At 75.1% G+C, this 24,826-nt stretch carries 28 protein-coding genes; 19 read left to right on the top strand and 9 right to left on the bottom strand.

Translation table 11 applies throughout. The features are described from left to right. Nucleotides 1-15: 15 nt before the first annotated feature. From GA0070609_RS26995 to GA0070609_RS26985, 3 genes are all read left to right on the top strand, one after another. On the top strand, nucleotides 16-528 hold the full coding sequence (locus GA0070609_RS26995) for a glycine cleavage system protein R (RefSeq protein WP_088996390.1): 513 nt from the start codon (nucleotides 16-18) through the stop codon (nucleotides 526-528). Beyond that, a complete protein-coding gene (locus GA0070609_RS26990; protein ID WP_088996389.1) occupies nucleotides 525-1,109 on the top strand; it encodes a peptide deformylase in 585 nt (194 codons plus the stop codon). Before GA0070609_RS26995 ends, GA0070609_RS26990 begins: the two co-directional genes overlap by 4 nt. Before the next feature lie 195 nt (nucleotides 1,110-1,304). Beyond that, nucleotides 1,305-2,012, top strand: coding sequence for a hypothetical protein (locus GA0070609_RS26985; protein ID WP_088996388.1), 708 nt, complete (start codon nucleotides 1,305-1,307; stop codon nucleotides 2,010-2,012). A gap of 32 nt (nucleotides 2,013-2,044) precedes the next feature. Here GA0070609_RS26985 and disA read toward each other — a convergent pair whose 3' ends face one another. The 4 genes from disA to GA0070609_RS26965 form a co-directional block, all read right to left on the bottom strand. Beyond that, entirely contained in the window at nucleotides 2,045-3,226 is a 1,182-nt protein-coding gene (gene disA, locus GA0070609_RS26980) for a DNA integrity scanning diadenylate cyclase DisA (RefSeq protein WP_088997993.1), read from the bottom strand. A gap of 140 nt (nucleotides 3,227-3,366) precedes the next feature. After that, the gene (gene radA, locus GA0070609_RS26975; RefSeq protein WP_088996387.1) at nucleotides 3,367-4,818 is read right to left on the bottom strand and encodes a DNA repair protein RadA; all 1,452 of its coding nucleotides are present in this window, start codon (nucleotides 4,816-4,818) and stop codon (nucleotides 3,367-3,369) included. Between the two features lie 88 nt (nucleotides 4,819-4,906). Next, nucleotides 4,907-5,677, bottom strand: a complete 771-nt coding sequence (locus GA0070609_RS26970; protein ID WP_088996386.1) for a hypothetical protein — start codon at nucleotides 5,675-5,677, stop codon at nucleotides 4,907-4,909. 137 nt (nucleotides 5,678-5,814) lie between these two features. Beyond that, nucleotides 5,815-6,654 (bottom strand): UbiA family prenyltransferase, encoded by an 840-nt coding sequence (locus tag GA0070609_RS26965; protein ID WP_088996385.1) that lies wholly within the window; start codon nucleotides 6,652-6,654, stop codon nucleotides 5,815-5,817. A gap of 46 nt (nucleotides 6,655-6,700) precedes the next feature. Between GA0070609_RS26965 and GA0070609_RS26960 the strand changes: the two genes are divergently transcribed. The 4 genes from GA0070609_RS26960 (at nucleotide 6,701) to GA0070609_RS26945 (ending at nucleotide 10,459) form a co-directional block, all read left to right on the top strand. Next, complete coding sequence (locus tag GA0070609_RS26960) at nucleotides 6,701-7,450, top strand: methyltransferase domain-containing protein (RefSeq protein ID WP_088996384.1); 750 nt, start codon at nucleotides 6,701-6,703, stop codon at nucleotides 7,448-7,450. A gap of 45 nt (nucleotides 7,451-7,495) precedes the next feature. Beyond that, on the top strand, nucleotides 7,496-8,662 hold the full coding sequence (locus GA0070609_RS26955; protein ID WP_088996383.1) for an acyl-CoA dehydrogenase family protein: 1,167 nt from the start codon (nucleotides 7,496-7,498) through the stop codon (nucleotides 8,660-8,662). Nucleotides 8,663-8,747: 85 nt separating this feature from the next. Then, a complete protein-coding gene (locus GA0070609_RS26950) occupies nucleotides 8,748-9,800 on the top strand; it encodes a type III polyketide synthase (RefSeq protein WP_172899416.1) in 1,053 nt (350 codons plus the stop codon). Between the two features lie 38 nt (nucleotides 9,801-9,838). Then, the gene (locus GA0070609_RS26945) at nucleotides 9,839-10,459 is read left to right on the top strand and encodes a hypothetical protein (RefSeq protein ID WP_088996382.1); all 621 of its coding nucleotides are present in this window, start codon (nucleotides 9,839-9,841) and stop codon (nucleotides 10,457-10,459) included. A gap of 141 nt (nucleotides 10,460-10,600) precedes the next feature. On the opposite strand, the gene GA0070609_RS26940 is transcribed toward GA0070609_RS26945, so the two are convergent. Next, nucleotides 10,601-11,269 carry a hypothetical protein gene (locus GA0070609_RS26940; protein ID WP_088996381.1) on the bottom strand — a complete coding sequence of 223 codons (669 nt, stop codon included), beginning with the start codon at nucleotides 11,267-11,269 and terminating at the stop codon, nucleotides 10,601-10,603. 327 nt (nucleotides 11,270-11,596) lie between these two features. Between GA0070609_RS26940 and GA0070609_RS26935 the strand changes: the two genes are divergently transcribed. The 4 genes from GA0070609_RS26935 to GA0070609_RS26920 are packed head-to-tail and all read left to right on the top strand — an operon-like array spanning nucleotide 11,597 to nucleotide 14,369. Further along, nucleotides 11,597-12,082, top strand: coding sequence for a CarD family transcriptional regulator (locus GA0070609_RS26935; RefSeq protein WP_007073334.1), 486 nt, complete (start codon nucleotides 11,597-11,599; stop codon nucleotides 12,080-12,082). Between the two features lie 56 nt (nucleotides 12,083-12,138). Beyond that, nucleotides 12,139-12,834 carry a 2-C-methyl-D-erythritol 4-phosphate cytidylyltransferase gene (ispD, locus tag GA0070609_RS26930; protein WP_088996380.1) on the top strand — a complete coding sequence of 232 codons (696 nt, stop codon included), beginning with the start codon at nucleotides 12,139-12,141 and terminating at the stop codon, nucleotides 12,832-12,834. A gap of 16 nt (nucleotides 12,835-12,850) precedes the next feature. Next, entirely contained in the window at nucleotides 12,851-13,333 is a 483-nt protein-coding gene (gene ispF / locus GA0070609_RS26925; RefSeq protein WP_088996379.1) for a 2-C-methyl-D-erythritol 2,4-cyclodiphosphate synthase, read from the top strand. Between the two features lie 10 nt (nucleotides 13,334-13,343). Next, nucleotides 13,344-14,369: a tetratricopeptide repeat protein gene (locus GA0070609_RS26920; RefSeq protein ID WP_088996378.1), complete on the top strand. Its 1,026-nt coding sequence runs from the start codon at nucleotides 13,344-13,346 to the stop codon at nucleotides 14,367-14,369. A 26-nt stretch (nucleotides 14,370-14,395) separates the two neighbouring features. Here GA0070609_RS26920 and GA0070609_RS26915 read toward each other — a convergent pair whose 3' ends face one another. Beyond that, the gene (locus GA0070609_RS26915; protein WP_088996377.1) at nucleotides 14,396-15,040 is read right to left on the bottom strand and encodes a TetR/AcrR family transcriptional regulator; all 645 of its coding nucleotides are present in this window, start codon (nucleotides 15,038-15,040) and stop codon (nucleotides 14,396-14,398) included. Nucleotides 15,041-15,161: 121 nt separating this feature from the next. On the opposite strand from GA0070609_RS26915, the gene GA0070609_RS26910 reads away from it, so the two are divergent. Together GA0070609_RS26910 and GA0070609_RS26905 are read left to right on the top strand one after the other, a co-directional pair. Further along, nucleotides 15,162-16,076 (top strand): sigma-70 family RNA polymerase sigma factor, encoded by a 915-nt coding sequence (locus GA0070609_RS26910; RefSeq protein ID WP_088996376.1) that lies wholly within the window; start codon nucleotides 15,162-15,164, stop codon nucleotides 16,074-16,076. 72 nt (nucleotides 16,077-16,148) lie between these two features. Beyond that, the gene (locus tag GA0070609_RS26905; RefSeq protein ID WP_088996375.1) at nucleotides 16,149-16,520 is read left to right on the top strand and encodes a hypothetical protein; all 372 of its coding nucleotides are present in this window, start codon (nucleotides 16,149-16,151) and stop codon (nucleotides 16,518-16,520) included. Nucleotides 16,521-16,666: 146 nt separating this feature from the next. Here GA0070609_RS26905 and GA0070609_RS26900 read toward each other — a convergent pair whose 3' ends face one another. After that, a complete protein-coding gene (locus tag GA0070609_RS26900) occupies nucleotides 16,667-17,833 on the bottom strand; it encodes a homogentisate 1,2-dioxygenase (RefSeq protein WP_088996374.1) in 1,167 nt (388 codons plus the stop codon). A gap of 95 nt (nucleotides 17,834-17,928) precedes the next feature. On the opposite strand from GA0070609_RS26900, the gene GA0070609_RS26895 reads away from it, so the two are divergent. From GA0070609_RS26895 to GA0070609_RS26870, 6 genes are all read left to right on the top strand, one after another. Further along, entirely contained in the window at nucleotides 17,929-18,822 is an 894-nt protein-coding gene (locus GA0070609_RS26895; RefSeq protein WP_088996373.1) for a hypothetical protein, read from the top strand. Then, nucleotides 18,819-20,018, top strand: a complete 1,200-nt coding sequence (gene fahA / locus GA0070609_RS26890) for a fumarylacetoacetase (RefSeq protein WP_088996372.1) — start codon at nucleotides 18,819-18,821, stop codon at nucleotides 20,016-20,018. The genes GA0070609_RS26895 and fahA overlap by 4 nt, the downstream gene beginning before the upstream one ends. Nucleotides 20,019-20,197: 179 nt before the next feature. Beyond that, nucleotides 20,198-20,407: a DUF397 domain-containing protein gene (locus GA0070609_RS26885; RefSeq protein WP_088996371.1), complete on the top strand. Its 210-nt coding sequence runs from the start codon at nucleotides 20,198-20,200 to the stop codon at nucleotides 20,405-20,407. Nucleotides 20,408-20,602: 195 nt separating this feature from the next. Next, nucleotides 20,603-21,088 (top strand): SRPBCC family protein, encoded by a 486-nt coding sequence (locus tag GA0070609_RS26880; RefSeq protein WP_088996370.1) that lies wholly within the window; start codon nucleotides 20,603-20,605, stop codon nucleotides 21,086-21,088. 98 nt (nucleotides 21,089-21,186) lie between these two features. Next, complete coding sequence (locus GA0070609_RS26875; RefSeq protein WP_088996369.1) at nucleotides 21,187-22,440, top strand: outer membrane protein assembly factor BamB family protein; 1,254 nt, start codon at nucleotides 21,187-21,189, stop codon at nucleotides 22,438-22,440. Nucleotides 22,441-22,498: 58 nt separating this feature from the next. Continuing rightward, entirely contained in the window at nucleotides 22,499-22,678 is a 180-nt protein-coding gene (locus GA0070609_RS26870) for a hypothetical protein (RefSeq protein WP_088996368.1), read from the top strand. Between the two features lie 98 nt (nucleotides 22,679-22,776). Here the strand turns inward: GA0070609_RS26870 and hisC are convergent, their stop codons facing one another. Continuing rightward, complete coding sequence (gene hisC, locus GA0070609_RS26865) at nucleotides 22,777-23,880, bottom strand: histidinol-phosphate transaminase (RefSeq protein ID WP_088996367.1); 1,104 nt, start codon at nucleotides 23,878-23,880, stop codon at nucleotides 22,777-22,779. Continuing rightward, entirely contained in the window at nucleotides 23,877-24,806 is a 930-nt protein-coding gene (locus GA0070609_RS26860; RefSeq protein WP_088996366.1) for an RDD family protein, read from the bottom strand. The genes hisC and GA0070609_RS26860 overlap by 4 nt, the downstream gene beginning before the upstream one ends. Nucleotides 24,807-24,826: the final 20 nt, after the last annotated feature.

Below are 24,826 nucleotides of genomic sequence, written 5' to 3'. Positions count from 1 at the left end.
GGGCAGAATGCCCGGATGAACGAGCTCGCGATCACCGTCATCGGCCGGGACCGGCCGGGCATCGTGGCCGACGTCGCCGAGGTGCTCGCCCGGCTCGGCGCGAACCTCACCGACAGCACGATGACCCGGCTGCGGGGGCACTTCGCGATGACGCTGATCTGCGTCGGTCCGGCCGCCGCCGAGGTCGAGGCCGCGCTGGCCCCGCTCGCCGCCGACGGCCAGCTGCTGGCGACCGTACGCGCCGTCACCCCGGACGGTGAGCTGGCGCCGGGCGGCGAGCCGTACGTGATGGCGGTGCACGGCGCCGACCGGCTGGGCATCGTGGCCGCGATGACCCGGGTGCTCGCCGACGCGGGCGGCAACGTCACCGACCTGAGCACCCGCCTGGCCGGGACGTTGTACGTGGTGGTCGCCGAGGTGGACCTCCCGCCCGGCACCGCCGACGCGCTCGCCGGCCGGCTCGCCGAGACCGCGGCCGAGCTGGGCGTGGGGGTGACCCTCCGGCCGGCCGACCCGGACCTGTTGTGACCGGCGACGCGAACGCCCCGGACGCCGACGAGTACGCCGGCCTCGGCGACTGGACCCCGGAGGCGCTGGCCGTGCCGGGCGAGGTGCGTACGGTGGTGGCCGCCCCGCACCCGGTGCTCAGCCGGGCCGGCGGCGAGGTGGACCCGACCTCGGCCGAGACCGTGCGGCTGGCCGCCGACCTGATCGCCACCATGCGGGTGTCGCCGGGTTGTGTCGGCCTGGCCGCCCCGCAGGTCGGGGTGGGTGCGCAGGTCTTCGCGGTGGACGTCACCCGTCACCCGAAGGCGGTCACCGTGCACGGCACCTTCGTGCTCTGCAACGCCCGGGTGGTCGAGGCGACCCGGTGGAAGCCGGGGCGGGAGGGCTGCATGTCCGTGCCCGACCTGACCGGTGACGTGAAGCGGGCCAGCCGGCTGGTGGTGGAGGGCGTGCTGCCCGGCACCGGCGCGCCGGTCCGGCTGGTGACCGACGGGTTCGAGGCCCGGGCCCTGCAGCACGAGATCGACCACTGCGCAGGCCTGCTCTTCCTGGACCGGGTCGCTGGCGCGCACGCCGTCTATCAGCGCAAGGTCTACCTCTGAGCCGAGGGCCGGCGGTCCGGCGCCGGGCAGCGGGCGAGGGGTCGGCGGCGGCGCCAGCGGGCTCGGCGAGGTGTCGGCCGCATCGCGGGGGCGCGGGCGGAACAGTCGCGAGTGGAGAGTGGGCCCGGTGAGCGGTCGACGTCCCGGCGCGTCGCGGCGGGCTGTGCGGCGGTCGCCGCTACGGTGGGGGGCATCATGCGTCTGACGGTCGGCCCCCTGCCACCCGCCGTTTACTGGCGGCGTCGCGCCGTCGTACTCGGAGCGGGGCTTCTTTTCCTGATTGTCCTGCTCTATTCCTGCACCGGTTCGGATCCGGATCCGAAGGTGACCGGCGACGCGCAACCGAGCGCCGGCGCGACGTCGTCCGCCGCCTCGCCGGAACCCACCGGGTCGGTGCTCACCCCGCAGACCGGCGCGCCGCCGTCCGGCGACGCGGGCTCCGTCGACCCGTCGGGCGAGCCGACCGTCACCAACGGCCCGGTTCCCGGTGCGCCGGTGGTCGACGACGGCACCTGCACGGACGTCGAGATCACCGTGACCCCGGTGGCCCGGCCCGCGTCGGTGGTCCGCGGCGCGGCGGTGGACCTGCAACTGAAGATCAAGAACCGGTCCGAGCGGACCTGCAGCCGAGACGTCGGCGCCGACGTGCAGGAGCTGTTCATCAAGTCCGGGGCCGAGAAGATCTGGTCGTCCGACACCTGCGGCACCGGCAAGGGCTCCGACGTGCAGTCCTTCACGCCCGGCTTCGAGCGGTCCTACCAGGTCGGCTGGAACGGCAAGGCGTCCAGCCGGTGCGCGAACGGGGTGGCCGCGGGTGAGGTGCCGCCGGCGGGGACGTACCAGGTCTTCGCCCGGGTCGGCAGCAAGCTCAGCGAGCCGGTGAAGCTCACCCTCACCGGCTGACCGGCCACCGCCCGAGGCCGGGCGCGCCGGGGTCAGACGTAGCGTTCCAGGATGGACGCCTCGGCGAGCCGGGACAGGCCCTCCCGTACGCCGCGGGCGCGGGCGTCGCCCACCCCCTCGACGGCCTGGAGGTCCTCCACCGTCGCGCCGAGCAGCCGCTGGAGGCTGCCGAAGTGCAGCACCAGCCGGTCCACCACGGCCACCGGCAGCCGGGGCACCTTGGCCAGCAGCCGGAAGCCGCGCGGGCTCACCGCCGCGTCCAGGGCATCCGAGGCGGCCGGGTAGCCGATCGCCTTGGCGACCGAGACCAGGTCGATCAGTTCGGTGGCGCCGAGCAGGTCCAGCTCGACCAGCGCCTCGTCCAGGGTGCGGGACTTGCGGCCGGCCGGGAGGTAGTCCCGGATCACCAGGGTGCGGTCGGCGTCCACGCCGGCCATCAGCTCATCGAGCTGGAGGGCCAGCAGCCGCCCGTCGGTGCCCAGCTCGACCACGTAGCCGGCGATCTCGTCGGCGATCCGGCGGACCATCTCCAGCCGCTGCACCACCGCCACCGCGTCGCGTACGGTGACCAGGTCCTCGATCTCCAGCGCGGAGAGGGTGCCGGAGACCTCGTCCAGCCGCAGCTTGTACCGCTCCAGCGTGGCGAGTGCCTGGTTGGCGCGGGAGAGGATGGCCGCCGAGTCGTCCAGCACGTGCCGCTGGCCGTTGACGTAGAGGCTGATGATCCGCATGGACTGGCTGACCGAGATCACCGGGTAGCCGGTCTGCCGGGCGACCCGTTCGGCGGTGCGGTGCCGGGTGCCGGACTCCTCGGTGGGGATGGTCGGGTCGGGCATCAGGTGCACCGCGGCCCGGACGATCCGGGTGCCGTCGCTGGAGAGCACCACGGCGCCGTCCATCTTGCACAGCTCCCGGACCCGGGTGGCGGAGAACTCGACGTCCAGCGGGAACCCGCCGGTGCAGAGCCCCTCGACGACCTTGTCGTAGCCGAGGACGATCAGCGCGCCCGTACGGCCGCGCAGGATCCGTTCCAGACCGTCGCGCAGCGCGGTGCCGGGCGCCATGAGAGCCAGGTTGGCGCGCAGCGGATCGCCGGCGGAGCTGCCGCCCCCGGTCACGTTGACGCTGATCGGACGGGCGGGCGAGCCCACAGCGCCGGTGCGGGCGTGGGGCGTCGCGCCGGCAGGCTTGGTGGTATCGCGGTCGATCGGCACGGGCACAGTCTACGGACTGCCCTGCGGTGGGTGCTGTCGTGGTTACTGTGATGTGTCGCGATGTCCGGTGCGGGTGGTGCGCAACGACCCGGGCGGGGTGCCCGGTATCGCCGCGGCCGCCCGCCGTCGACCGTCATCGGTCACTCCGCGGAGACGCGCGCCGCCGCCTGGAGCGCCGCCCGGACGTCCGTGACCTCCGTCACGCGCAGCTGCTCCGCGGTGACGCCGGTGCTCTCCGGGCCGCAGCCGGTCGGCACGAGCGCGTAGCGGAACCCCAGCCGGGCCGCCTCGGCCAGCCGCCGGGGCACCGCCCCGACCCGCCGGACCTCGCCGGTCAGGCCGACCTCTCCGATCGCCACCAGGTGCGGGGCGATGGCCAGGTTGAGCCCGCCGGAGGCGACCGCGAGGGCGACGGCCAGGTCGGCCGCCGGCTCCACCACCCGGATGCCGCCCACCGTGGCGGCGAAGACCTCCCGGTCGTGCAGGGTCAGCCGCTCGGTACGCCGCTGGAGCACCGCCAGCACCATCGCCAGCCGGGCCGAGTCGAGCCCGGAGACCGTCCGCCGGGGCGAGCCGGCGACCGTGGCGCCGATCAGCGCCTGCACCTCGGTGACCAGCGCCCGCCGCCCCTCCATCGCCACCGTGACGCAGGTGCCCGGCACCGGCTCGGAGTAGCGGGTGAGGAAGAGCCCGGACGGGTCGGCCAGGCTGCTGATGCCGCCCTCGTGCATCTCGAAGCAGCCGACCTCGTCGGCGGCGCCGAACCGGTTCTTGACGCCGCGCACCATCCGCAGCGAGGAGTGCTTGTCGCCCTCGAAGTGCAGCACCACGTCGACCAGGTGCTCCAGCACCCGGGGCCCGGCCACCTGCCCGTCCTTGGTGACGTGGCCGACCAGCACGGTGGCGATGCCACGCTCCTTGGCCACCGCGACCAGGGCGGCGGTCACCGCCCGGACCTGGGTCACCCCGCCGGGCACGCCCTCGGTGCCGGTGGTCGAGATGGTCTGCACGGAGTCGAGCACCAGCAGGCCCGGCTTGACCGCGTCGAGGTGCCCGAGCACCGCGGCGAGGTCGCTCTCGGCGGCCAGGTAGAGCTGGTCGTGCAGGGTGCCCATCCGCTCGGCGCGCAGCCGCACCTGGCTGACCGACTCCTCGCCGCTGACCACCAGCGAGGGGCTGCCCGCGCCGGCCGCCCACTGCTGGGCCACGTCGAGCAGCAGGGTGGACTTGCCGACGCCCGGCTCGCCGGCGAGCAGCACCACCGCGCCGGGGACCAGGCCGCCGCCGAGCACCCGGTCGAGCTCGCCCACCCCGGTGGGCCGGGCTCGGGCGGGCGCGGCGCTGATGGTGGCGATCGGCCGGGCCGGCTCGGCCGGCATCCGGGAGCTGACCACCCGCCCGGAGACGGTCGGGCCGGTCACCGTGCACTCGACCACCGAGCCCCACTCGCCGCACTCCGGGCAGCGCCCGACCCACTTGGGCGGCTGGTGGCCGCAGGCGTCGCACTCGTAGGCCGGGCGCGGCTCACGGCCGGCGGCGCGGCCGCGCCCCGCCGCCCCGGCACGCGGTGAGGTGGATCGGGAGGTGGTCACACCGGGACGTTAGTCCCCGCGTACGACGAAAACACCGCCGGCGTGGCGGTCGCCACGCCGACGGTGTCGTCGGTGCTGGTACGGGCGGTCAGTGCCCGCCTTCCTGGCCCTCGTAGCCGCCCTCGCGCTCGATGATCGGCGACGGGGGAGCCGCCGGGGTGAGCGGCACCGCGACCGGCGCCGGGCCGGTGAGGGTGACGCCGTTGCCGAAGTCGAAGGTGACGAAGACGTTCTGCCCCGAGCGGACCGCCTCGTTCAACCCGATCAGCTGGAGGATCCGGTTCGCCTCGGAGTTGAGCTGCACGTAGCTCAGCGGCGGGATCTCGATCCGGGCCGGCCCGCCGGCCGGGACGGACGGGGTCGCCGACGGCGACGGGGGCACGAACGGGCTGGCCGTGCCGGTCGGGCTGGCGGTGCCGGTCGGGCTGGCGGTGCCGGTCGGGCTGGCGGTGCCGGTCGGGCTGGCGGTGCCGGTCGGGGTGGCGGTCGGGGAGGCCGCCTCGGCCGGGGTGGCGGCCGGGCTGGCCGCCGCGCCGTCGCCGGTGATCACCACGTCGCGGGCGTCCTGGCTGCTGACGGTGACCGTGACCGGGTTCCGCGAGTCGTTGTAGATCACGGCGTTGAGCAGCGCGTTCGCGCCGGCCTGGTAGCCCTCGGTGCCGGGGAATTCGACCAGCAGGCCACGGACGGCGTACTCACCGTTGCTGGTGCTGAGGTTCACGCCCTGGACCGACGGCTCCTTGTTGGCGGTCTCGGCGACCTGGCCGGCGCCGCACCCGGACAGCAGCAGTCCGGTCGCCGCAGCCACCCCGGACAGCACCAGGGCCGCCCGCCGGGAACCCCTGATCGAGCGCGTCACGTCGGTCCTCCTCGTCACGATCCCACCCGGTCCTACCCGGGCGCACGGTGGCCATGCCCGCGCAGACCGCGCTCCAGGGTAGTTGGGGCTGATCGAGACCCGCACGCCGACCCGGGGATGCCACCCGCCGGGGGACCTCAGACCACCCGCCCGCTGCTCACCAGCAGCACCACGTCGATCAGGGCCACCAGCATGACGGCCCGGAATGCGGCCACCGGGCGGCCACCGGCCCGGGCGGTGGCGCGCCCGCCGTACCAGCTCAGCGGCGGCACCACGACGGCGGCCGCCACCGCGGCCAGGCCGACCCCCGACGGCGGGCCGGGCGGCCCGACCACCAGCGTGGCCGTCGCCGCGAGCAGCAGCCCGGCGGCGGCCACCCGGCTGCCGGCCGGCCCGAGCCGGTGCGGCAGCCCGCGCACCCCGGTCCGGGCGTCGTCGGCGAAGTCGGGCAGGACGTTGGCGAAGTGCGCGCCGGCGCCCAGACAGGCCGCGGCGGCCACCAGCCAGACCGGCGGCGCGGGCGCGCCGGGCAGCGCCAGCACCACGAAGGCGGGCAGCGACCCGAAGGAGACCGCGTACGGCAGCACCGAGACCGGGCTGGACTTCAGCGGCCAGTCGTAGAGCAGGGCGGAGATCAGGCCGGCGGTGGCGCAGAGCGCCGCCGGCGGGTTGGTGGCCAGGGCCAGCGCCGGGGTGGCGAGCGCGGCCACCGCCGCGGCCAGGGCCACCGTGCGCCGGCCGACCGCGCCCGCGGCGACCGGCTTGTCGGTACGCCCCACCGTGGCGTCCCGGGCGGCGTCGAGCGCGTCGTTGGCCCAGCCGACCGCGAGTTGGCTGGCCAGCACCGTGAGCACCACGGCGACCACTCCGGACGGTCGGTGACCGACCCCGACGGCCAGCAGACCGGCCACTGTGGTGACCGCCGCGGCCGGTTCCGGATGGCTCGCCCTGACCAGCCCTAACACCGTCGACGACATAACGGAAGTCTGGTCGTTACCGGTGAGTCGTGCCACGCTCGGAGCCATGCGAGACGCGGGCCGCACCCTGCCACGCAACGATCCGCGCCAGTACGACGACCTGGCCGGCGAGTGGTGGCGGCCGGACGGCGCGTTCGCCATGCTGCACTGGCTGGCCGAGGCCCGGGCGGCGCTGGTACCGCCGGCGCCCCGGCCCGGCGCGCTCCTGATCGACCTGGGCTGCGGCGCCGGGCTGCTCGCCCCGCACCTGGCCGGCAAGGGCTACCGGCACGTCGGGGTGGACCTCACCCGGTCGGCCCTGGCGCAGGCCGCCGAGCACGGGGTGACGGCGGTCCAGGGGGACGCCACGGCGGTGCCGCTGGCCGACGGCTGCGCGGACGTGGTGGCCGCCGGCGAGCTGCTGGAGCACGTGCCGGACTGGCGGGCCGCGGTGGCCGAAGCGTGCCGGCTGCTCCGGCCGGGCGGCCTGCTCGTGCTGGACACCCTCAACGACACCGCGCTGAGCCGGCTGCTCGCGGTCCGGATCGCCGAGCGGCTGCCCACCGTGCCGCGCGGGATCCACGACCCACGGTTGTTCGTGGACGCCCGCGCGCTGGTGGCGGAGTGCGAGCGGCACGGCGTACGGCTGCGGCTGCGCGGCGTCCGGCCGGCGATCGGCGGCCTGCTGGGCTGGTTGCTGCGGCGGACGCGGCACGGTGACCGTCCGGCCGCGACGGACGCCGGTCCGCCGCCCCGGATCGTGCCGACCTGGTCGACGGCGGTGCTCTATCAGGGGCGTGGCACACGAAGCGGATAGCCCGGTCCGCGCGGGGGTAAGGACTGGGCCGAGGAGGGGGCGGGTATGACGCTGCACGCGCTGGACACGGCTCGGCGGTTGGCGCCGCGGTTCGCGGCTCGGGCGGGGGAGCACGACCGGGACGGCTCGTTCCCGGTGGCGGACTTCCACGACCTGCGGGAGGCCGGGCTGCTCGGCCTGATGGTTCCCCGTGAACTGGGCGGGCTGGGGGCCACCTTCGCCGAGTACGCGGCCGTCGCCACCGAGCTGGCCCGGGGCAACGGCGCCACCGCCCTGGTCTTCAACATGCACGCTTCGGTCACCGGCGCGCTCGGCGCGGTCACCGAGGAACTGGCCGCGGCGCTCGGTGTACCGGACGAGGCGTTGGCCGCCCGCGACCGGCTGCTCTCCGCCGCCGCCCGGGGGTCCTGGTACGCGGTGGCGATGAGCGAGCGGGGCGCCGGCGCCCGCCTCTCCCAGCTGGCCACGGTCTACGAGCCGGTCGACGGCGGCTACCGGATCAAGGGCAGCAAGACCTTCTGCTCCGGCGCCGGGCACGCGGACGGCTACCTGGTGGCCGCGCGCAGCGTCGCCGACCAGGCGGTGGTCTCCCAGTTCCTGGTCCCGGCCGGCGACGGCCTGACCGTCGAGCCGAGCTGGGACTCGCTCGGCATGCGGGCGACCGCCTCGCACGACCTGCACCTGGACGTCACCGTGCCGGCCGACCGGCTGCTCGGCGGGGTGGAGGGGTTGGCCCTGGTGGTCGCCCAGCTGATGCCGCACTGGCTGGTGGCCAGCTACGCCGCGGTCTACGTCGGGGTGGCCCGGGCGGCGGTCGACGCGGCCGCCGAGCACCTGAACGCGCGCAACCTCGCCGGCCTGCCCGCGGTCCGCGCCCGGCTCGGTCGGGCCGACGCGGCGGTGGCGGCGGCCCAGCTGGTGGTCGAGGAGGCGGCCCGCCGGGTGGACGAGGCGCCGGGCGACGCGGAGACCAACCGCTGGGTGTGGCGGGCCAAGCTGCTCGCCGGCACCACCGCGGCGGACGTGGCGGCGTCCATGCTGGAGGCGGCCGGCACCTCGGCCACCCGGCGGGGGCATCCCCTGGAGCGGCTCTACCGGGACGCCCGCTGCGGGTCGCTGCACCCGGCAACCTCCGACGTCTGCGCCGACTGGCTCGGCATCGCGGCGCTGGGCGGCGACCCGGACCGTGACGGGTCGGCGCCTCGTTGGTGAACACGAGGAGTTCACCGGGCCGGCGCGCACCCTGGACCGGGGACGCCATGGTGGACGTGCAGGGGACCACGACGAGAGGTGGAGCATGGTGGCCGTGCCAGTGATCGCGGGTCTCGGTACGGCACACCCGCCGTCCGCCGCGCAGGACGAGCTGTGGGCCGGGTTCTTCTCCCGGCACTTCTCCGGCACCACCCGGGCGCTGGCGGAGCGGATCTTCGCCCACTCCGGGGTGACCCGCCGCCAGGCCGCGGTCAACCCGCTGCTGGAGGACGTCTCCGACTGGCCCACCGAACGGCGGATGCGCCGCTACCAGGTGGAGGCGCTGCCGCTGGGCAAGGAGGCGGTGGGGCGGGCGCTCACCGCGGCCGGGCTGGCCGCCGGCGACATCGGACTCTTCATCGTCTGTTCGTGCACCGGCTACGCCACCCCGGGCCTGGACATCCTGCTCGCCCGGGACCTGGGCATGGCGCCGGAGACCCAGCGGATGTTCGTCGGCCACATGGGCTGCTACGCGGCGCTGCCCGGGCTGGGCGCGGCGAGCGACTTCGTCACCGCCCGCGGCCGGCCGGCGCTGCTGCTCTGCGCCGAGCTGACCAGCCTGCACATCCAACCGTCCAGCGCCCGGGTGGACACCCAGCAGATCGTCTCGCACGCGCTCTTCTCGGACGCCGCGGTCGCCGCCGTGGTGGTGCCCGACGGCCGGGGGTACGCGGTGCGCGAGGTCACCTCGGTCACCGACACCTCGACCGCCGACCACATGACCTGGGACGTCACCGACACCGGCTTCCGGATGGGGCTCTCGCCGAAGGTGCCGCAGGTGCTCTCCACCCACGTCCGGGGCCTGGTCGATGATTTGCTGGGCCGGCACGGCGCCACCCTGTCCGGGGTGGACGGCTGGGCGGTGCACCCCGGCGGGCCCCGCATCCTGAACGTGGTGGAGCGGGAGCTGGCGCTACCGCCGGCGGGGTTGGCCGCGTCCCGGGCCACCCTGGACGAGCACGGCAACTGCTCGTCGCCGACGGTCCTGCTGATCCTGGACCGGCTGTGCCGGGCGGCGGCGCCGCCACAACGGGTGCTGATGCTGGCCTTCGGGCCGGGCCTGACCCTCTACGCCGCGCTGCTCGAACGGCGGGACTGAACGCGACGGACCGGGCCGGCGGCGGTTACCCTCGCCCCATGGACGCCGAGGCGGACGGCCGGCCGCACAGCCGGGCCGGCGACCGGTTGCGGGCCGCCGTACTGGCTGGCCTGGCGGTCGCCGCGCTGATCGCCGGTGGCTCGTGGTGGCGGGCGAACGCGCCGGTCACCGGGCCGCCGTCCACGGCGCCGACAGCGACGCCCGCGTCGCCCGCGCCGCGTTTCGAGGTGGTGGGGGACCCGGAGCGCAGCGTGACCTTCCGGGTCGACCCGGTCACCGGCGCCGCCATGCGGATGGACCCGCAGCCGGGCGCCGGGGCCGTCGAGCCCTTCCGGCGGTACGACGACGACGGCTGGCTCGACCGGCCCGGCGAGCTGATCTGGCGGGAGCGGACCACCCTCACCCAGGAGCGCCCGGTCACCCGGCAGACCGCCACCGGGTACGGCGCTCGCCACGTGCTCCAGTTCCGCTGCACCGGGCCGGGCGAACTGCGGGTCTCGGTGCTCGGCGCGCGGGCCGGCGATCCGTTGACCAGCGGCTGCGACGGCTCGCTGGTCACCACCCAGGCGATCAGCCGGGGCGGGCCGCTGCGGGTCACCCTGTCGACCGCCGGGGCCGAACCGGTCCGGGTCGAGGCGCGACTGGTCGCGGTGCCCTGACCGGCGAACCGGCCGGGCCGGCGCGGCGGGCCGGTTCCGGTCGGCGGGCGGACCCGGCACGGCGGGCTCCGGTCAACGGCGGACCCGGCACGCCGGGTTCCGGTCAACGGGCGGACCCGGCACGGGCGCGGGCGGATCAGGTCAGCGGGCGAGGCGGTCCAGGTCGGCCCGGTAGTCCTCGACCGAGTGCACCTCCGGCACCACCCGCAGCAGCACCCCGGAGCGGTCCACCAGGAGCACGGTGACGGTGCCGGGACGGGCCGGCAGGTGCAGGAACGCGCGCAGCCCGCCGGCCGGGTCGGCCAGCGGGCGGACGCCCGGGGCGGGGGACGGGCTGGTGGCCACCGTCCGGTCGCCGGTGACGGTGACCACGGTGACCCCGGTCGGCGCGGCGGCAGCCGCCTCGACCACGCGGTCCGCGCAGGCGCAGCCGTCGACCAGGACGATCACCGCGGGCAGCAGGCCGCGCAGCGGCACCGGCGACTGACCGGCGTCGACCAGGTCCAGCGCCGGCAGCGGCCGGCCGGCCAGTTCGGCGGGCGTCGGACGGGGTACGACGGTCGGCTCGTCGGTGCGCGACGACCGGGGCCAGGTCACCGCGAACAGCCCGGCGACCGTGGTGAGCACCGCGACCAGCAGGACGAGTAGCGGGAAGGCGAGCGCGGGACGGGCCGGGCCGGAGCTGCGCAGCTCGCGGCGGACCCGGGCGGCCTCGTCGGCCAGCGCGGAGGCGTCGTCCGGGACGACCACCCGGCCCCACTCGGGGGGCAGGTCGGGCAGCTCGGGGCCGTCGGCGTCAGGCTTGCCCATCGGACCCCCCTGAAACGGCTCGGGAGCGGACAGCGGCTCGTCCTCCAGCGTCCCGCACCCGGCCTCCTGCCGCTACAACTGGGCGCACCGGCTCGTGCCGGGATACCATGAGTCGAGCGCATAGCCCTTGATCTCGACGTTCGCGTCACTCGTACCGGGATGTCATCCGTACGTCACGGAGCGTGTTCAAACCATCGGTTTGACGTCCTGTCAAGCTGAAGAAATACCTCTCACAGGGCCCCTGAGCTGCGCCAACGGTCAGGACAGCGGTGAGACATCGGTGCCTGAGCGTGTTACCCTAGACACAGCGAAAGGGGTTTCGAACCTATGGTTTTCAGTGTCGGCGAGACCGTTGTTTACCCCCACCACGGGGCCGCACTCATCGAGGCAATCGAGACTCGGGTCATCAAGGGCGAGCCTAAGCAGTACCTCGTCCTGAGGGTCGCGCAGGGTGACCTGACGGTCCGGGTACCCGCTGAGAACGCCGAGATCGTGGGTGTGCGCGAGGTGGTCGGCGAAGAGGGCCTGGGCAAGGTCTTCGATGTTCTCCGGGCTCCGCACACCGAGGAGCCGACCAACTGGTCGCGGCGTTACAAGGCGAATCTGGAGAAGCTGGCCTCCGGCAACCCGCTGAAGGTCGCCGAGGTCGTCCGCGACCTGTGGCGCCGGGAGCGGGAGCGGGGTCTTTCCGCGGGTGAGAAGCGCATGCTCGCCAAGGCCCGCGACATTCTCGTCGGCGAGGTCGCGCTGGCCGAGAAGAGCACCAAGGACGAGGCGGAGACGCTGCTCGACAAGGTGCTCACCGAGGCCTAGTCCCCACAGCATCGTCGTACCCGATTCGTAGCGAAGAAACCACCGAGGACCGCGACGTGACCGCGCAGCTCAATCCGCGCGGTGACGTCGCGGTCCTCGTGCCTGCGGCCGGTGCCGGCGTACGCCTCGGCCCCGGCCGGCCCAAGGCGTTGCGCCCGCTCGCCGGGGAGCCGCTGCTGGTGCACGCGGTCCGCCGGCTGGCCGCCGCACCGTCGGTGCACACCATTGTGGTGGCCGCCCCCGCCGCCGAGGTGGCCGCCGTCCGCGCGCTGCTCGCCCCGGTCGCCCCGGTGACCGTGGTGCCCGGCGGCGCGGAACGGCAGGCGTCGGTGGCCGTCGCGCTGGCCGCGGTGCCCGCCGGCCCCGAGATCGTCCTGGTGCACGACGCGGCCCGCGCGCTCACCCCGCCCGAACTGGTGGAATCCGTCGCGGCGGCGGTCCGGGCCGGCCACGACGCGGTGATCCCGGTGCTCCCGGTGGTCGACACGGTCAAGGAGGTCGGCGCCGACGAGGTCGTCCTCGGCACCGTCGACCGCTCCGCCCTGCGGGCGGTGCAGACCCCACAGGGCTTCCGTCGCGCGGTGCTGACCGCCGCGCACGCCGCCGCCGGCGACCCGCTCACCGACGACGCCGGCCTGGTCGAGAAGCAGGGCGTGCCGGTGCGCTGCGTCCCCGGCTCCGAGTACGCGCTGAAGATCACCCGCCCGTTCGACCTGGCGCTGGCCGAGCACCTGCTGGCCACCGGCGGCTGACGCGTACCCTCTGTCCATGATCGTTCCCCGGGTGGCCATCGGCACCGACGTGCACGCCTTCGCGCCCGGCCGGCCGTGCTGGGTGGCCGGCCTGCTCTGGCCCGACCAGGACGGCCTGGCCGGTCACTCGGACGCCGACGTTGCCGCGCACGCGGCCTGCAACGCGCTGCTCTCCGCCGCCGGCCTCGGCGACCTGGGCGCCAACTTCGGGGTGGCCGAGCCGGAGTGGGCCGGCGCGTCCGGCGTCGCCCTGCTCACCGAGAGCGCCCGTCGGGTCCGGGCCGCCGGATTCGCCATCGGCAACGTGTCGGTGCAGGTGATCGGCAACCGGCCGAAGATCGGCCCGCGCCGGGCGGAGGCCGAGCAGGTGCTCTCGGCGGCGGTCGGCGCGCCGGTCAGCGTCTCCGCGGCCACCACGGACGGGCTCGGCTTCCCCGGCCGGGGCGAGGGACTCACCGGGATCGCGGTGGCCCTGGTGTACCCGGCGCCGGACGCCTAGGCTCGCCGCGATGTCCAGCGACGCCACCTCCGACCGGTCCGCCGCCGACGGCTACCTCCAGCGCGCCCAGCTCCTCGCCGAACTCGGCCGCTACGACGAGGCCGCCGCGGAGGTCGGCTACGCGGTCGCCCTGGAACCGGAGAACCCCCAGGCGCTCACCATGCTGGCCCGGGTGCACCTGGCCGCCGATCGGCCGGCCGAGGCGCTCACCGCCGCCGACGCCGCGGTCGCCGCCGCACCGGACGCGGTCCCGGCGCTGGTCGCCCGGGGAATGGCCCTGGCCGATCTGGAGCGGTACGCCGAGTCGGCCGGTACCGCCGACCAGATCCTGGCGCTCGGCCCCGACGACGCGTACGCCCAGCGGAGCGCGGCCGCGATCCTGGCCGGCTCGCGCAACGGGCAGCTGGCGCTGAACGCGGCCTGGCGCGGGGTGGAGCTGGCCCCCGAGGAGCCGCAGGCGCACCTGGTGCTCGGCCTGGTCGCCGCCAACATGGAGTTGTTCGACCTGGCCGAGCGGGCCTACCGGGAGGCGCTGCGGCTGGACCCGCAGCTGGCCGAGGCGCGGCACGACATCGGCGTGCTCCGGCTGGAGCAGCGGCGCTGGAGCGACGCGCTGGAGCACCTGGCCGAGGCGGCGGCGATGAGCCCGGGCCGGATCGACTCCGGCCGCACCATCTCCACCGGCGTACGCCAGCTCGTGCTCTACGGCGCGGGCTGGACGATGATCGCCGCCGTCGTGATCGCCTGCATGGCGCCGGGGAGCGAGGGGTTGTCCCGGGTCGCGGCGGCGTTCGCGGCGCTCGGCGGCGCGCTGGTGGTCTGGCGATTCGCCGCCAAGCTGCCCGGCCTGACCCGGACGATCCTGCCCAGCCTGCTCCGCTCCGACCGGATGCTCGCCCTCGCCGTGTACGCGGCCGCCGGCGCGCCCCTGCTGATCCTGCTCTACGCCCTGGTCGGCACCCCGTGGCCGCTGGTCCTCGCCATCGCCACCGCCGCGGCGGCCGAGTTCGCCGTCTTCACCCGTACCCAGTTCTGATCCCGCGTGCCTGCGGGCAGGGCCGGTCAGTGGGTTGGCCGGACGGCGTAGTCGCCGAGGGAGGGCTCCAGCGCGCCGAAGGCGGTGCGGACGTGTGCGGTGACGATCCGGGCGATCTCGTCGTTGCCGTGACCCGCCAGCGTCAGGCGTAGCGTCTCATCGAGCAGCAGCCGGAGGACGCCGCCCAGCTGAGCCGCGGCGACGCGCGGCAGGAGGTTGCCGGGGTCCGCGCCGGTCTCCTCGGCGAGCACGTGGGCCAGGGCCCGCTCCCGGTCGTCGTGGAACTCGCGCAGCCGGGCGACCAGCGCGGCACTGCCGGTGACCATGCGGGCGAACTCCGGGTCGGTGAAGCCGATGACCGGATCGTGCCCGGCCGCCGCGGCCAGGTACTCCCGGCGTAGCGCGGCCAGTGCCGACTCGCCGGGGCGGCGTTCGCGCACGGTGGTGACCGGCCCCTCGACGAACGCGTCCCGCAGGTCGAGCGCGAGGTCCTCCTTGCGCGGGAAGTAGTTGGTGACCGTCATCTTGGCCACCTGCGCGGCGGCCGCGATCTCGGCGATCGTGACGTTGTCGAAGCCGCGCTCCAAGAACAGCCTGGTCGCCTGGTGGGAGATGTTCTCCCTGGTCTGGCGCTTCTTCAGGGCCCGCAGGCCGGTCGTCTGTCCGCTCATGGCGCGAGCATACCTGTATCCGTCCCAAATTTGTTGTTGACATCTTTATGGGTCGAACCTAAGTTTAGGTCGCATCGAGGCGCTGCTGCGCCCCGTCCGGGCCGTCGAAGGGAGATCGCTCATGACCGTGACCGATTCGGTGGGTGCCTACCTCCGGGAGATCGGCCGGACCCCGCTGCTCACCGCCGAGCAGGAGGTGGAGCTGGGCGCCCGGATCGAGGCCGGGGCGCTCGCCCAGCACCGTCTGGACGCCGATCCGGACGGGCTCACCGCGGACGAGCGGGCCACCTGCGAGCGGCTGGCCGCCGACGGCCGACGGGCCCGGCGGCACATGATCGAGGCCAACCTCCGGCTGGTCGTCTCGATCGCCCGGCGGTACGTCCGCGAGGGCGGGCTGCCGCTGCCCGACCTGGTCCAGGAGGGCGTCATCGGGATGATGCGCGCGGTGGAGAAGTTCGACCACCGGCGCGGGCTGAAGTTCTCCACCTACGCCACCTGGTGGATCAAGCAGGCGCTCGGCCGCGCGCTGGCCGACCAGAGCCGCACCATCCGGGTGCCCGCCCACATGGCCGAGCTGATCAACCGGGTGCACCGGGTCCGCCGCACCCTGCACCGGGACCTCGGCGAGGAGCCGACCGCCGCGCGGATCGCGGTCGAGCTCGACCTGGCTCCCGAGAAGGTCGAGCAGGCGCTGCGGTACGACCGGGAGCCGGTCTCGCTGCACACCCCGGTCGGCGAGGGCGGCGCGCAACTCGGCGACTTCCTCACCGACGACGCACCGGATCCGGCCGCCCAGGTGGCCGCCGGCTCGCTGCGCTCCTACCTGGACATCGCGCTGTCCGCCCTCACCGAGCGGGAGGCGACGGTCATCGCCCAGCGGTACGGCCTCGCCGACGCGGAACCGCGCACCCTGGACGAGATCGGCCGGGTGCTCGGCCTGACCCGGGAACGCATCCGCCAGATCGAGGCCAAGGCGATGTCCAAACTCCGCCACCCCGCCCGGACCCGCGTCCTGGCCGACCTCCTGGCCGCCTGAGCAGAAGGGAGCAGCTTGAACCCGGACACGACCACCCGACCCGCCCACCCGACCCGCACCGGAGGAGCCCTCATGACACAGCTGACCATCGAGGAGTACGCGGTAGCCCGACTCGACGCCGAGCCGGACCCGACCGGCCCGGGCGGCCGGCTGTCGCCCGGCTCGGGCACCCGGCTGTCGCCCGGCTCGGGCGGCGGTGGCGGCGCCGGCCGCCCGGTCGCCGGTCTCCGGCCGCCCCGCCGGCAGTTCGATCCGGCCGGCGGGCCGACGGTCGTCGCTACCGGACCCGACGCCGGTCTCGCCGGCCGGCCGGGCACCACGGAGCGGCCGGACCGCCGTCCACCGCACCGCGGCCGGGTGTCCGCTGCCCAACCCCGACCCTGGTCGGTACGGCAGCACGGCCAGCCTCGGCGGGGCGCCGTGGTCCACCGGGGCCGGCGCTGAGCGCCGGATCGGACGGCGGGACGGCCGGGCGGTGTCCGTCACCCGGCCCGGCCTGCCGTCCGGTCCGCGGGTGAGCGCAGCCGGCGTGATCGTGGCCCGTGTCGCTCAGGCCACGATCACGCCGGTGGTCGGCTGACGGGTGCGGCTCAGCCGCGGCGCGCCCAGGTCCAGGCGTAGCCGTCGTCCTCGCAGGACTGGCCGGCGTCGCAGAGGTCGAGCGGGCGGAAGGTGTCGACCATGACGGCCAGCTCGTCGAAGTAGTCGACGCCGATCGAGCGCTCCGCGGCGCCGGGCTGCGGGCCGTGGGTGAAGCCGGACGGGTGCAGCGAGATCGAGCCCTGCTCGATGCCGGAGCCGCGCCGGGCCTCGTAGTTGCCGCCGGTGTAGAAGAGCATCTCGTCGGAGTCGACGTTGTGGTGGTTGTACGGCACCGGGATCGCGTCCGGGTGGTAGTCGACCTTGCGGGGCACGAACGAGCAGATCACGAAGTTCGGGCCCTGGAAGGTCTGGTGCACCGGCGGCGGCTGGTGGATCCGGCCGGTGATCGGCTCGAAGTCGTGGATGGAGAACGCCCACGGGTACATGTGGCCGTCCCAGCCGACCACGTCGAACGGGTGGTGGGCGTAGACGTGCCGGGTCCACCCGCGACGGTGCCGGACCAGCACCTCCACCTCCTCGCCGTCGACCAGCAGCGGCGCGTCCGGCCCCCGGACGTCCCGCTCGCAGTACGGCGAGTGCTCCAGGAACTGCCCGCGCACCGAGAGGTAGCGCTTGGGCGGGCCGATGTGGCCGGCCGCCTCGATGGCGAGCAGCCGGGTCGGCTCGTCGCCGGTCGGCACCAGCCGGTGCACGGTCGAGGTGGGGATGATGACGTAGTCGCCGGCCACCGCGTCGAGCACGCCGAACGTCGACTCCACCCGCAGGGCGCCGGACTCCAGGTAGAGGCAGTGGTCGCCGGTGGCGTCCCGGAACAGCGGCGACGGCCGGTCGGCCAGCACGTACGCGATCCGGACGTCGTCGTTGGCCAGCAGGTACTGCCGGCCGAGCACCGGGTCGGCGCCGGCGCCGTCGAGCTTGTGGGTGCGCAGGTGCCGGGGCTTGAGCGGCAGGTTGGGGGTGCGGGTGAACGCCGGCGGGGTGAACTCCTCGGCGGCCACGATCGCGGTGGGCGCGTGCCGGTGGTAGAGCAGCGACGAGTCGGAGGAGAAGCCCTCCTGGCCCATCAGCTCCTCGGCGTAGAGGCTGCCGTCGGGCTGCCGGAACTGGGTGTGGCGCTTGCGCGGCACCTCGCCGACGCTGCGGTAGTACGGCATCTCGCCTCCCGGATTCGTCCCGTTCACCGCCGGTGAGCGTCCGATAATCGGACGCTGTTGTCCGTTCCTTGTAGCGTCCCGTACATTCTTGTCTCGTGTCAACGCAGGTGCCCGCGCTCCTCGACGGCCTGGTCGACGACGCCGCCGTCTTCCCGCCCGGCAGCGCGTCGCTGCCCGACGCGGTCGCCGCACACCGGCGGCACCGCGCCTCCTGGTACGCCGACCTGGTCGGCCCGCTCCTGGTCCCGGCCACGAAGCTGCCGGCGCTGGCCGGCCTGCTCGGCTCCGACGAGCGGATCGACGTCGGGGTGATCGGTGACCTGCCGATCGGCCAGCTCGACAAGGTGCGTGCCGAGGCCGACCCGCGGCTGCGGGTCCGGCAGGTCGAGGCGGCCGTCGCCAAGCGCGGCGAGGACCCGCTGCCCGGCCTGGCCGAGCTGGTCGCGATGGCCCGCCGGGCCGCCGCCGACGCCGCGATCGAAGGCGCGCCGGTTGATGGCCGCCTCGACGTCTACGCCGAGCTGCCGTTGACGTTCGGGCTGATGGGGGCGCTGGACGCGCTCGCCGCGGCCCGCGCCGACGGGGTGCCGATCGCCGCGAAGTTCCGCACCGGCGGGCTGGCCGCGGAGCTCTTCCCCACCCCGGCCGAACTGGCCGCCGTGATCTGCGCCTGCCGCGACCGGGAGCTGCCGTTCAAGCTGACCGCCGGACTGCACCAGGCCGTCCGTCACCTCGATCCGGAGACCGGTTTCACCCACCACGGCTTCGGCAACGTGCTGGCCGCCACCGTGGCCGCGGCCGAGGGCGCCGCCACCAGCACCGTCGCCGAACTGCTCACCGCCGCCGACCCGCGCCCGCTGGTGCAGTGGGCCGAGCCGCGACTGGACACCGCGCGTCGGCTGTGGGTCGGCTTCGGGTCGTGCAGCATCCTGGAACCACTGACCGATCTGATCCGGCTGGGGCTGGTGAACGGGGGCAATGCGGCATGAGCTGGGTGACGGGTGCCGACGGTTCGCCGTACGGGGTGCACAACCTGCCGTACGGGGTGTTCCGCCACGGCGAGCGCGAGCCGCGGATCGGCGTACGGATCGGGGACTTCGTGCTCGACCTGGCCGGCGCGGAGGCGGCCGGTCTGGTGCTCGCCGCCGGGGCGCTCGGCCAGCCCACCCTCAACGGGTTCATGGCGCTCGGCCGTCCGCAGTGGACGGCGGTCCGGCAGCGGGTGACCGAGCTGCTCACCGACACCGCGCACCGGCCGGACGTGGAGCCGCTGCTGATCCCGCTCGACGAGGTACGGATGCAGCTGCCGTTCGAGGTGGCCGACTACGTGGACTTCTACTCCTCCGAGCACCACGCGGCCAACGTCGGGCAGATCTTCCGGCCGGGCCAGCCGCCGTTGCTGCCCAACTGGAAGCACCTGCCGATCGGCTACCACGGCCGGGCCGGCACCGTGGTGGTCTCCGGCACCCCGGTGGTGCGCCCCACCGGCCAGCGGGCCACCCCGCAGGGGCCGGTCGCCGGCCCGTCCGTGCGGCTGGACATCGAGGCCGAGGTCGGCTTCGTGGTGGGCGTGCCGAGCCCGCTGGGCAGCCGGGTGAGCGTCGACGACTTCGCCGACCACGTCTTCGGCGTGGTGCTGGTCAACGACTGGTCCGCCCGGGACATCCAGGCCTGGGAGTACCAGCCGCTCGGCCCGTTCCTGGGCAAGTCCTTCGCCACCTCGGTCTCCGCCTGGGTCACTCCGCTGGACGCGCTCGGCGACGCGTTCGTGCCCGCACCCGACCAGGATCCGCCGGTCGCGGACTACCTGCGGGACGTGCCGCACCTGGGGCTGGACCTGCGGCTGGCGGTGCGGTGGAACGGCGAGCAGGTCAGCGAGCCGCCGTTCGCCACGATGTACTGGACGCCGGCCCAGCAGCTGGCTCACCTGACCGTCAACGGCGCATCGCTGCGTACCGGCGACCTGTACGCCTCCGGCACCGTCTCCGGGCCGGAGCGGCACCAGGTCGGCTCGTTCCTGGAACTCACCTGGGGCGGCGCGGAGCCGGTGAAGTTCGCCGGTGGCGAGACCCGGACCTTCCTGGAGGACGGCGACACGGTGACGATCAGCGCCACCGCGCCCGGCCCGGACGGCACCACGGTGGCGCTGGGCGAGGTGACCGGGACCATCCTCCCGGCGCGCTGACCGACCCATTCGATCTCCCTGGGCCCTGGTCGCACCGAGTGTGCGACCGGGGCCCGGCACTGTCGCGTTGATCGCTCCGGATTCCGTCGCCGTGCCGCGCCGGACCGGGCCGGCGCCCCCCTTCCGGCTCCGGTCCGAACGCGGCACGGCGTCCCATCGACGCGAGGGAGATGACGACGATGAACGAGTTCGCGGGCGCGGTGTGGCGCACCAGCAGCCGCTCCAACGACCAGGGGCTCTGCGTGGAGGTGGCCGACAACCTGGTCGGCGTCCTCGGCGTGGTCGGGGTGCGCGACTCGAAGGACCAGGCCGGGCCGAGGCTCGCGGTGAGCTTGCCGGGGTGGACCGCGTTCGTGGCGGCGATCCGGGCCGGCCAGTTCCGCCCCTGACCCGCCGCTGACGGATCGGGTGGCCCGGCGCCGGCCGGGCCGCCGGCGAGGGCCACCGCTGATCGGGACCGGGCCGCCGGACGTGATCCCCGCACATGATCCGCACCGGGCGCGCGGGTTCGGGTGATGAAAGTTTCGCCGCGGAATCCCCGTTCCGCGCTCACCCGGCGTACCGTCGAGGCCACGGGAGGTGGCATGTCGACGGTGTCGGTTACCGAGTTCATCGAGGCGCACGCCGTCGACGTCTGGCGCCTCCTGGCCGATCCGCGGCTGCGCACCGCCCGCACCGGCGCCGCCGGCACGGTCGAACTGCTCACCGACGGCGGCTTCGGGCCGGGCACCGCCTGGCGGGAGACCCGGCGCCAGCCCGACGGCAGCGCCCTGGTCGAGGAGTTCGTGGTGGTCGAGGCGGAACCGCCGCGGCGGCTGGTGCTCAACTCGCCCGGCGCCGGCGTCGACTATCAGATCACCTGGACGCTGCGCGAGGTCGAGCGGCGCGGGCGGGGCTGCACCGAGGTGACCGTCGCGCAGGAGGCGGTGCCGACCAGGCCGTACGGCCGGGTGGTCGCGCTGCTCCTCGGCGGGCTGGCCGCCCGCGCCGTGGAGGGGGCGCTGCGGCGGGATCTCGCCGACCTCGCCGCCGCGGCGGCGGCCACCGCCGGCTCTGCCGAGGCCGCCTGACACCTGTCCGGCACGCCGCCGCCGACCACGCTCGGCCGGGCAGCCTGAGCACGCCGCCACCAGCTCCGCTGGGTAGGGTGCCGGGCGGAGGTGCGGGCATGGGGTTGGCGAAGGGCCGGCGGCGGATCGTGATCGCCGTCGCGGCGCTGCTCGTGCTCGCCGCGATCGCCGTGACGGTCTACCGGGTGCTCGCCCCCGCCGAGGTCAGTACGGTCGCCCGGGCGGACTACCCGCCGGCTGCCGCGCCGGCTGTCGGGGTGGTCGGCCGGCTGCCCGTCGCGCCGCTGATCGTGGACGGCCGGCTCCGGGTGTACGCGGGCCACCGGCAGGTCTACGCCGACCGTCCGGTCGACGGCCGGTACCGGACCACCCCGTTCTGGTCGTACCGCCGCTGGCCGGCGGAGCTGGACGGGGTGGTGGCGAGCGGAACCACCGTGGTCAGCCGCTGGTCGGACGGGCGGCTGGTGGCGCTGGACGCGCGGACCGGTCGGGTGGCGTGGCGCGCGGACGGACCCGAGCCGGCTGGCGACCGCACGGTGCGGCGCACCGGGGCGGCCATCGTCTGGGAACCGCGGGGACTGCTGGCGACCCGCGCCGCCGACGGCCGCGAGGTGGTGATCAGCTCGGGCGACGGCACGGTACGCGGCTTCGGGCTGGCCGACGGCCGGCAGCTGTGGCGGGCCGAGGTCGACCCGACCTGCCGGGACACCGTCGGCGCCACCGCCGCGGGTCGGTTGGTCACCGTGGACGCCTGTGCCGGGCCGGCCGCTGTCGAGTTCCGGGACGTCGGCACCGGCGCGGTGGCCGGTCGCTGGCGTCCGGCCGGGGCCGGTGAGGAGCTGACGGTCACCCCGCTCGGCTGCCGTACCGGTCGGGTCGGATGTACCGCGTTGCGCACTGCCGGGCCGGGGGACGGCACCGGGCGGGGCTGGCTGCTCGGCTCCGGCGAGCCGGTCGCCGCGCCCGCACTCGACCCGGCTAACGCCGAGCTGGTCGGCGAGCAGGCGGTCGCGCTCGTCGACGGGGTGCTGACCGGCCGGTCGGCGCGCACCGGGGCGGAGCTGTGGCGCCGGCCCGACCTCGGGCCGGGCCGGTTGATCGTGGTCCAGTTGGGACGGGTGCACCTGCTGACCGAGGCGAACGACCTGGTGACGCTGGACTCGGCGACCGGCGTGCAGCTGTCCCGATTCCCGCTCAACGTCGGTTCGGACGGCACCGGCTGGACGCCCGGGGCGGTGTACGCGGACGGCCGGTGGGTGGCCGTCGAGCGGCTCCGGAGGCCGGTCGACCCGGACGGGGACGACCAGCGCTACTTCATCACCTCCGAGCCGGTGATCCTCGCCGCGACCTGACCCGCCGCACCGGCGAGCCACCTCGACAAAACGGACATAAGTTATTTATAGTCCCACTGTGCGACTCCTGGCAGCTCTGTTCGGTGCGTTCCTGATCCTGCTCACCCCGGCGCCGGTGGACGCCGCGCCGCCGGCGCCACGGATCGTGCAGCTCTCTTCGACGGTCGGGGTCGAGATCACCGTGCCGGCGAGCTGCGGCTCTCCGCCGGGCCCGGTGGCCTGTCGGCCGGTTCGGTGAAGGCCGAGGCGGAGACGCTCGCCCGGTTCCGGCAGCGGGTGGGGGCGGCCTGAGCCGTCCGGTCCGCGAGGGGATGGCGGACCGGACCGGCCCCAGGCTCAGGCCAGCGCCGACTCGGCGGCGGCGAGGAAGGCGTCGTTCTCGGCCGGGGTGCCGATGGTGACCCGGACCCCGTCGCCGGGGAACGGGCGGACGATCACCCCGCGCGCCTCGCACGCCTTGCCGAAGTCCACCGCCCGGTCGCCGAGCGGGAGCCAGACGAAGTTCGCCTGGCTGGTCGGCACGTCCGGGACCAGCTTGCGCAGCGCCTCGGTGACCCGCTCCCGCTCGGCCACCACCAGGGCGCAGCGCCGTTCCACCTCGGCGGCCTGGGCCAGCGCGGCGAGCGCGCCGGCCTGCGCGGCCATGCTGGTGGAGAAGGGCGTGACCACCTTGCGCACCGCCGCCGCCACCGCGGGCTGCGCCACCAGCCAGCCGATCCGCAGGCCGGCCAGGCCCCACGCCTTGGAGAGCGTGCGCAGCACCGCCACGTTCGGCCGGTCGAGGTAGCTCAGCCCGTCCGGCACCTCGGGGTCGGTGACGAACTCCCGGTACGCCTCGTCGATGACCACCAGCACGTCGTCCGGCACCGCGTCGAGGAACCGGTCCAGCTCCACCCGGCGCACCGCGGTGCCGGTCGGGTTGTTCGGGTTGCAGACCAGGATCATCCGGGTCCGGTCGGTCACCGCCGCGGCCATCGCCGCGAGGTCGTGCCCGTGCCCGGCGTCGTTGGGCACCCGCACGCTGGTCGCGCCGCTGGTCGCCGCGATGATCGGGTACGCCTCGAACGAGCGCCACGCGTAGAGCAGCTCGTCGCCGGGCAGGCAGGTGGCCCGGACCAGGTGCTCGGCCAGCGCCACCGAACCGCAGCCGGTGGCGATCCGGTCGGCGGCCACGCCGTACCGCTCGGCCAGCGCCTCGCGGAGCGCGATGACGCCCATGTCCGGGTAGCGGTGCACCCCGGCGGCGGCCTCGGTCACCGCCTCCACCACGCCGGGCAGCGGCCCGTACGGCACCTCGTTGCTGGCCAGCTTGATCGCCTCGGGCAGCCCCAGCTCGCGGGCCAGGTCGGCCGGGCTGCGGCCGGGTACGTAGTTGGGCAGCGCGTCCAGGTCGGCGCGGGTCAGCCGCAGCGCCGGCTGCTGGCGTCCGGTGTCGGTCATGGGGTGTCTCCCGGGGGGTTGGTGCGGTCGTTCGGGGTGGGGCGAGCGGGGGTGCGGGGCAACTGGACCACCACGGTCTGCGCGCGCTTGTCGTGCAGCGCCTGCCGCAGCGGGTGGTCGAACAGCGGCGAGAGCGCGTCGAGGAGTTGGAGCAGCAGGCCGAGGCCGCAGCAGTACCAGAGCAGGGTGGGCAGACCCAGGGTGTTCCACCGCCGCAGCGCCCGGCCGAAGCCGAGCGGCTGGTCGCCGGCGAGCGGCACCACCTTGACGCCCATCACCCGCTTGCCGAAGGTCTGCCCGGTGGAGGCCATCGTCGGCACCTCGTACGCGAGCCAGAGCGCGGTGGCGATGAGCAGGATGACGATCTGCAGCCCGCCGGCCTGCTCGCTCGGCTGCGGCAGCCCCTCGGTCGAGGTGTCGCCGGCCAACGCCCGCCGCCACACCTCCCGCCAGTACGGGGTGACCTCCTCGATCAGCCGCCAGACGAACCAGCCGTTCACCACCGCGTTCAGCGCGAAGACGATGCCGAAGTCGATCAGCCGGGCGACCAGCCGCGAGCCGAAGTTGGCCAGCGGCAGCCCATGCGGGCGCGGCTCCGGCGGCCGGCCGGGCCACTGCCCCGGTGGCCAGGACGGCGGCATGCCGAGCTGGGGATAGGGCTGCCCCGGGTACACCGGCCCCGGATGCGCCCCCCCGGACGGCCCGCCCGGCGCGGAAACCGGCGGACCGGACACGGTGACCGGCGCGGCCGGCGCGGCCGGCGTGACCGGGGCGGGCGGCGGGGCCGGGGCCGGTTCGGCCGGCGGTGGGCCCTCGGGCACGGCGGCGTCGACGGGGATCGGCGCGCCGATCCACCCCTCGCCGTCCCAGTACCGCCGGGTCTCCGGATCGGCGGGGTCGACGTACCAGCCCGGTTCCACGCTCACTGTGCCGCCTCTGTTCGCGA

This window comes from Micromonospora echinaurantiaca (assembly GCF_900090235.1).
GTDB classification, from domain to species: Bacteria; Actinomycetota; Actinomycetes; order Mycobacteriales; family Micromonosporaceae; genus Micromonospora; species Micromonospora echinaurantiaca.
This window is presented reverse-complemented; position numbering and strand designations above follow the sequence as displayed.

Bases quoted from the DNA above. Each gene is read 5' to 3' on its own strand.
- GA0070609_RS26900 (WP_088996374.1), bottom strand. From the start codon at position 17,833: ATGCCGTACTACCGCAGCGTCGGCGAGGTGCCGCGCAAGCGCCACACC.
- hisC (WP_088996367.1), bottom strand. From the start codon at position 23,880: ATGACCGACACCGGACGCCAGCAGCCGGCGCTGCGGCTGACCCGCGCC.
- GA0070609_RS26995 (WP_088996390.1), top strand. From the start codon at position 16: ATGAACGAGCTCGCGATCACCGTCATCGGCCGGGACCGGCCGGGCATC.
- GA0070609_RS26905 (WP_088996375.1), top strand. From the start codon at position 16,149: ATGACACAGCTGACCATCGAGGAGTACGCGGTAGCCCGACTCGACGCC.
- GA0070609_RS26935 (WP_007073334.1), top strand. From the start codon at position 11,597: ATGGTTTTCAGTGTCGGCGAGACCGTTGTTTACCCCCACCACGGGGCC.
- GA0070609_RS26920 (WP_088996378.1), top strand. From the start codon at position 13,344: ATGTCCAGCGACGCCACCTCCGACCGGTCCGCCGCCGACGGCTACCTC.
- GA0070609_RS26965 (WP_088996385.1), bottom strand. From the start codon at position 6,654: ATGTCGTCGACGGTGTTAGGGCTGGTCAGGGCGAGCCATCCGGAACCG.
- GA0070609_RS26885 (WP_088996371.1), top strand. From the start codon at position 20,198: ATGAACGAGTTCGCGGGCGCGGTGTGGCGCACCAGCAGCCGCTCCAAC.
- fahA (WP_088996372.1), top strand. From the start codon at position 18,819: ATGAGCTGGGTGACGGGTGCCGACGGTTCGCCGTACGGGGTGCACAAC.
- GA0070609_RS26875 (WP_088996369.1), top strand. From the start codon at position 21,187: ATGGGGTTGGCGAAGGGCCGGCGGCGGATCGTGATCGCCGTCGCGGCG.
- GA0070609_RS26950 (WP_172899416.1), top strand. From the start codon at position 8,748: ATGGTGGCCGTGCCAGTGATCGCGGGTCTCGGTACGGCACACCCGCCG.
- ispF (WP_088996379.1), top strand. From the start codon at position 12,851: ATGATCGTTCCCCGGGTGGCCATCGGCACCGACGTGCACGCCTTCGCG.
- GA0070609_RS26945 (WP_088996382.1), top strand. From the start codon at position 9,839: ATGGACGCCGAGGCGGACGGCCGGCCGCACAGCCGGGCCGGCGACCGG.
- GA0070609_RS26940 (WP_088996381.1), bottom strand. From the start codon at position 11,269: ATGGGCAAGCCTGACGCCGACGGCCCCGAGCTGCCCGACCTGCCCCCC.
- GA0070609_RS26880 (WP_088996370.1), top strand. From the start codon at position 20,603: ATGTCGACGGTGTCGGTTACCGAGTTCATCGAGGCGCACGCCGTCGAC.
- GA0070609_RS26915 (WP_088996377.1), bottom strand. From the start codon at position 15,040: ATGAGCGGACAGACGACCGGCCTGCGGGCCCTGAAGAAGCGCCAGACC.
- GA0070609_RS26955 (WP_088996383.1), top strand. From the start codon at position 7,496: ATGACGCTGCACGCGCTGGACACGGCTCGGCGGTTGGCGCCGCGGTTC.
- GA0070609_RS26910 (WP_088996376.1), top strand. From the start codon at position 15,162: ATGACCGTGACCGATTCGGTGGGTGCCTACCTCCGGGAGATCGGCCGG.
- GA0070609_RS26960 (WP_088996384.1), top strand. From the start codon at position 6,701: ATGCGAGACGCGGGCCGCACCCTGCCACGCAACGATCCGCGCCAGTAC.
- GA0070609_RS26985 (WP_088996388.1), top strand. From the start codon at position 1,305: ATGCGTCTGACGGTCGGCCCCCTGCCACCCGCCGTTTACTGGCGGCGT.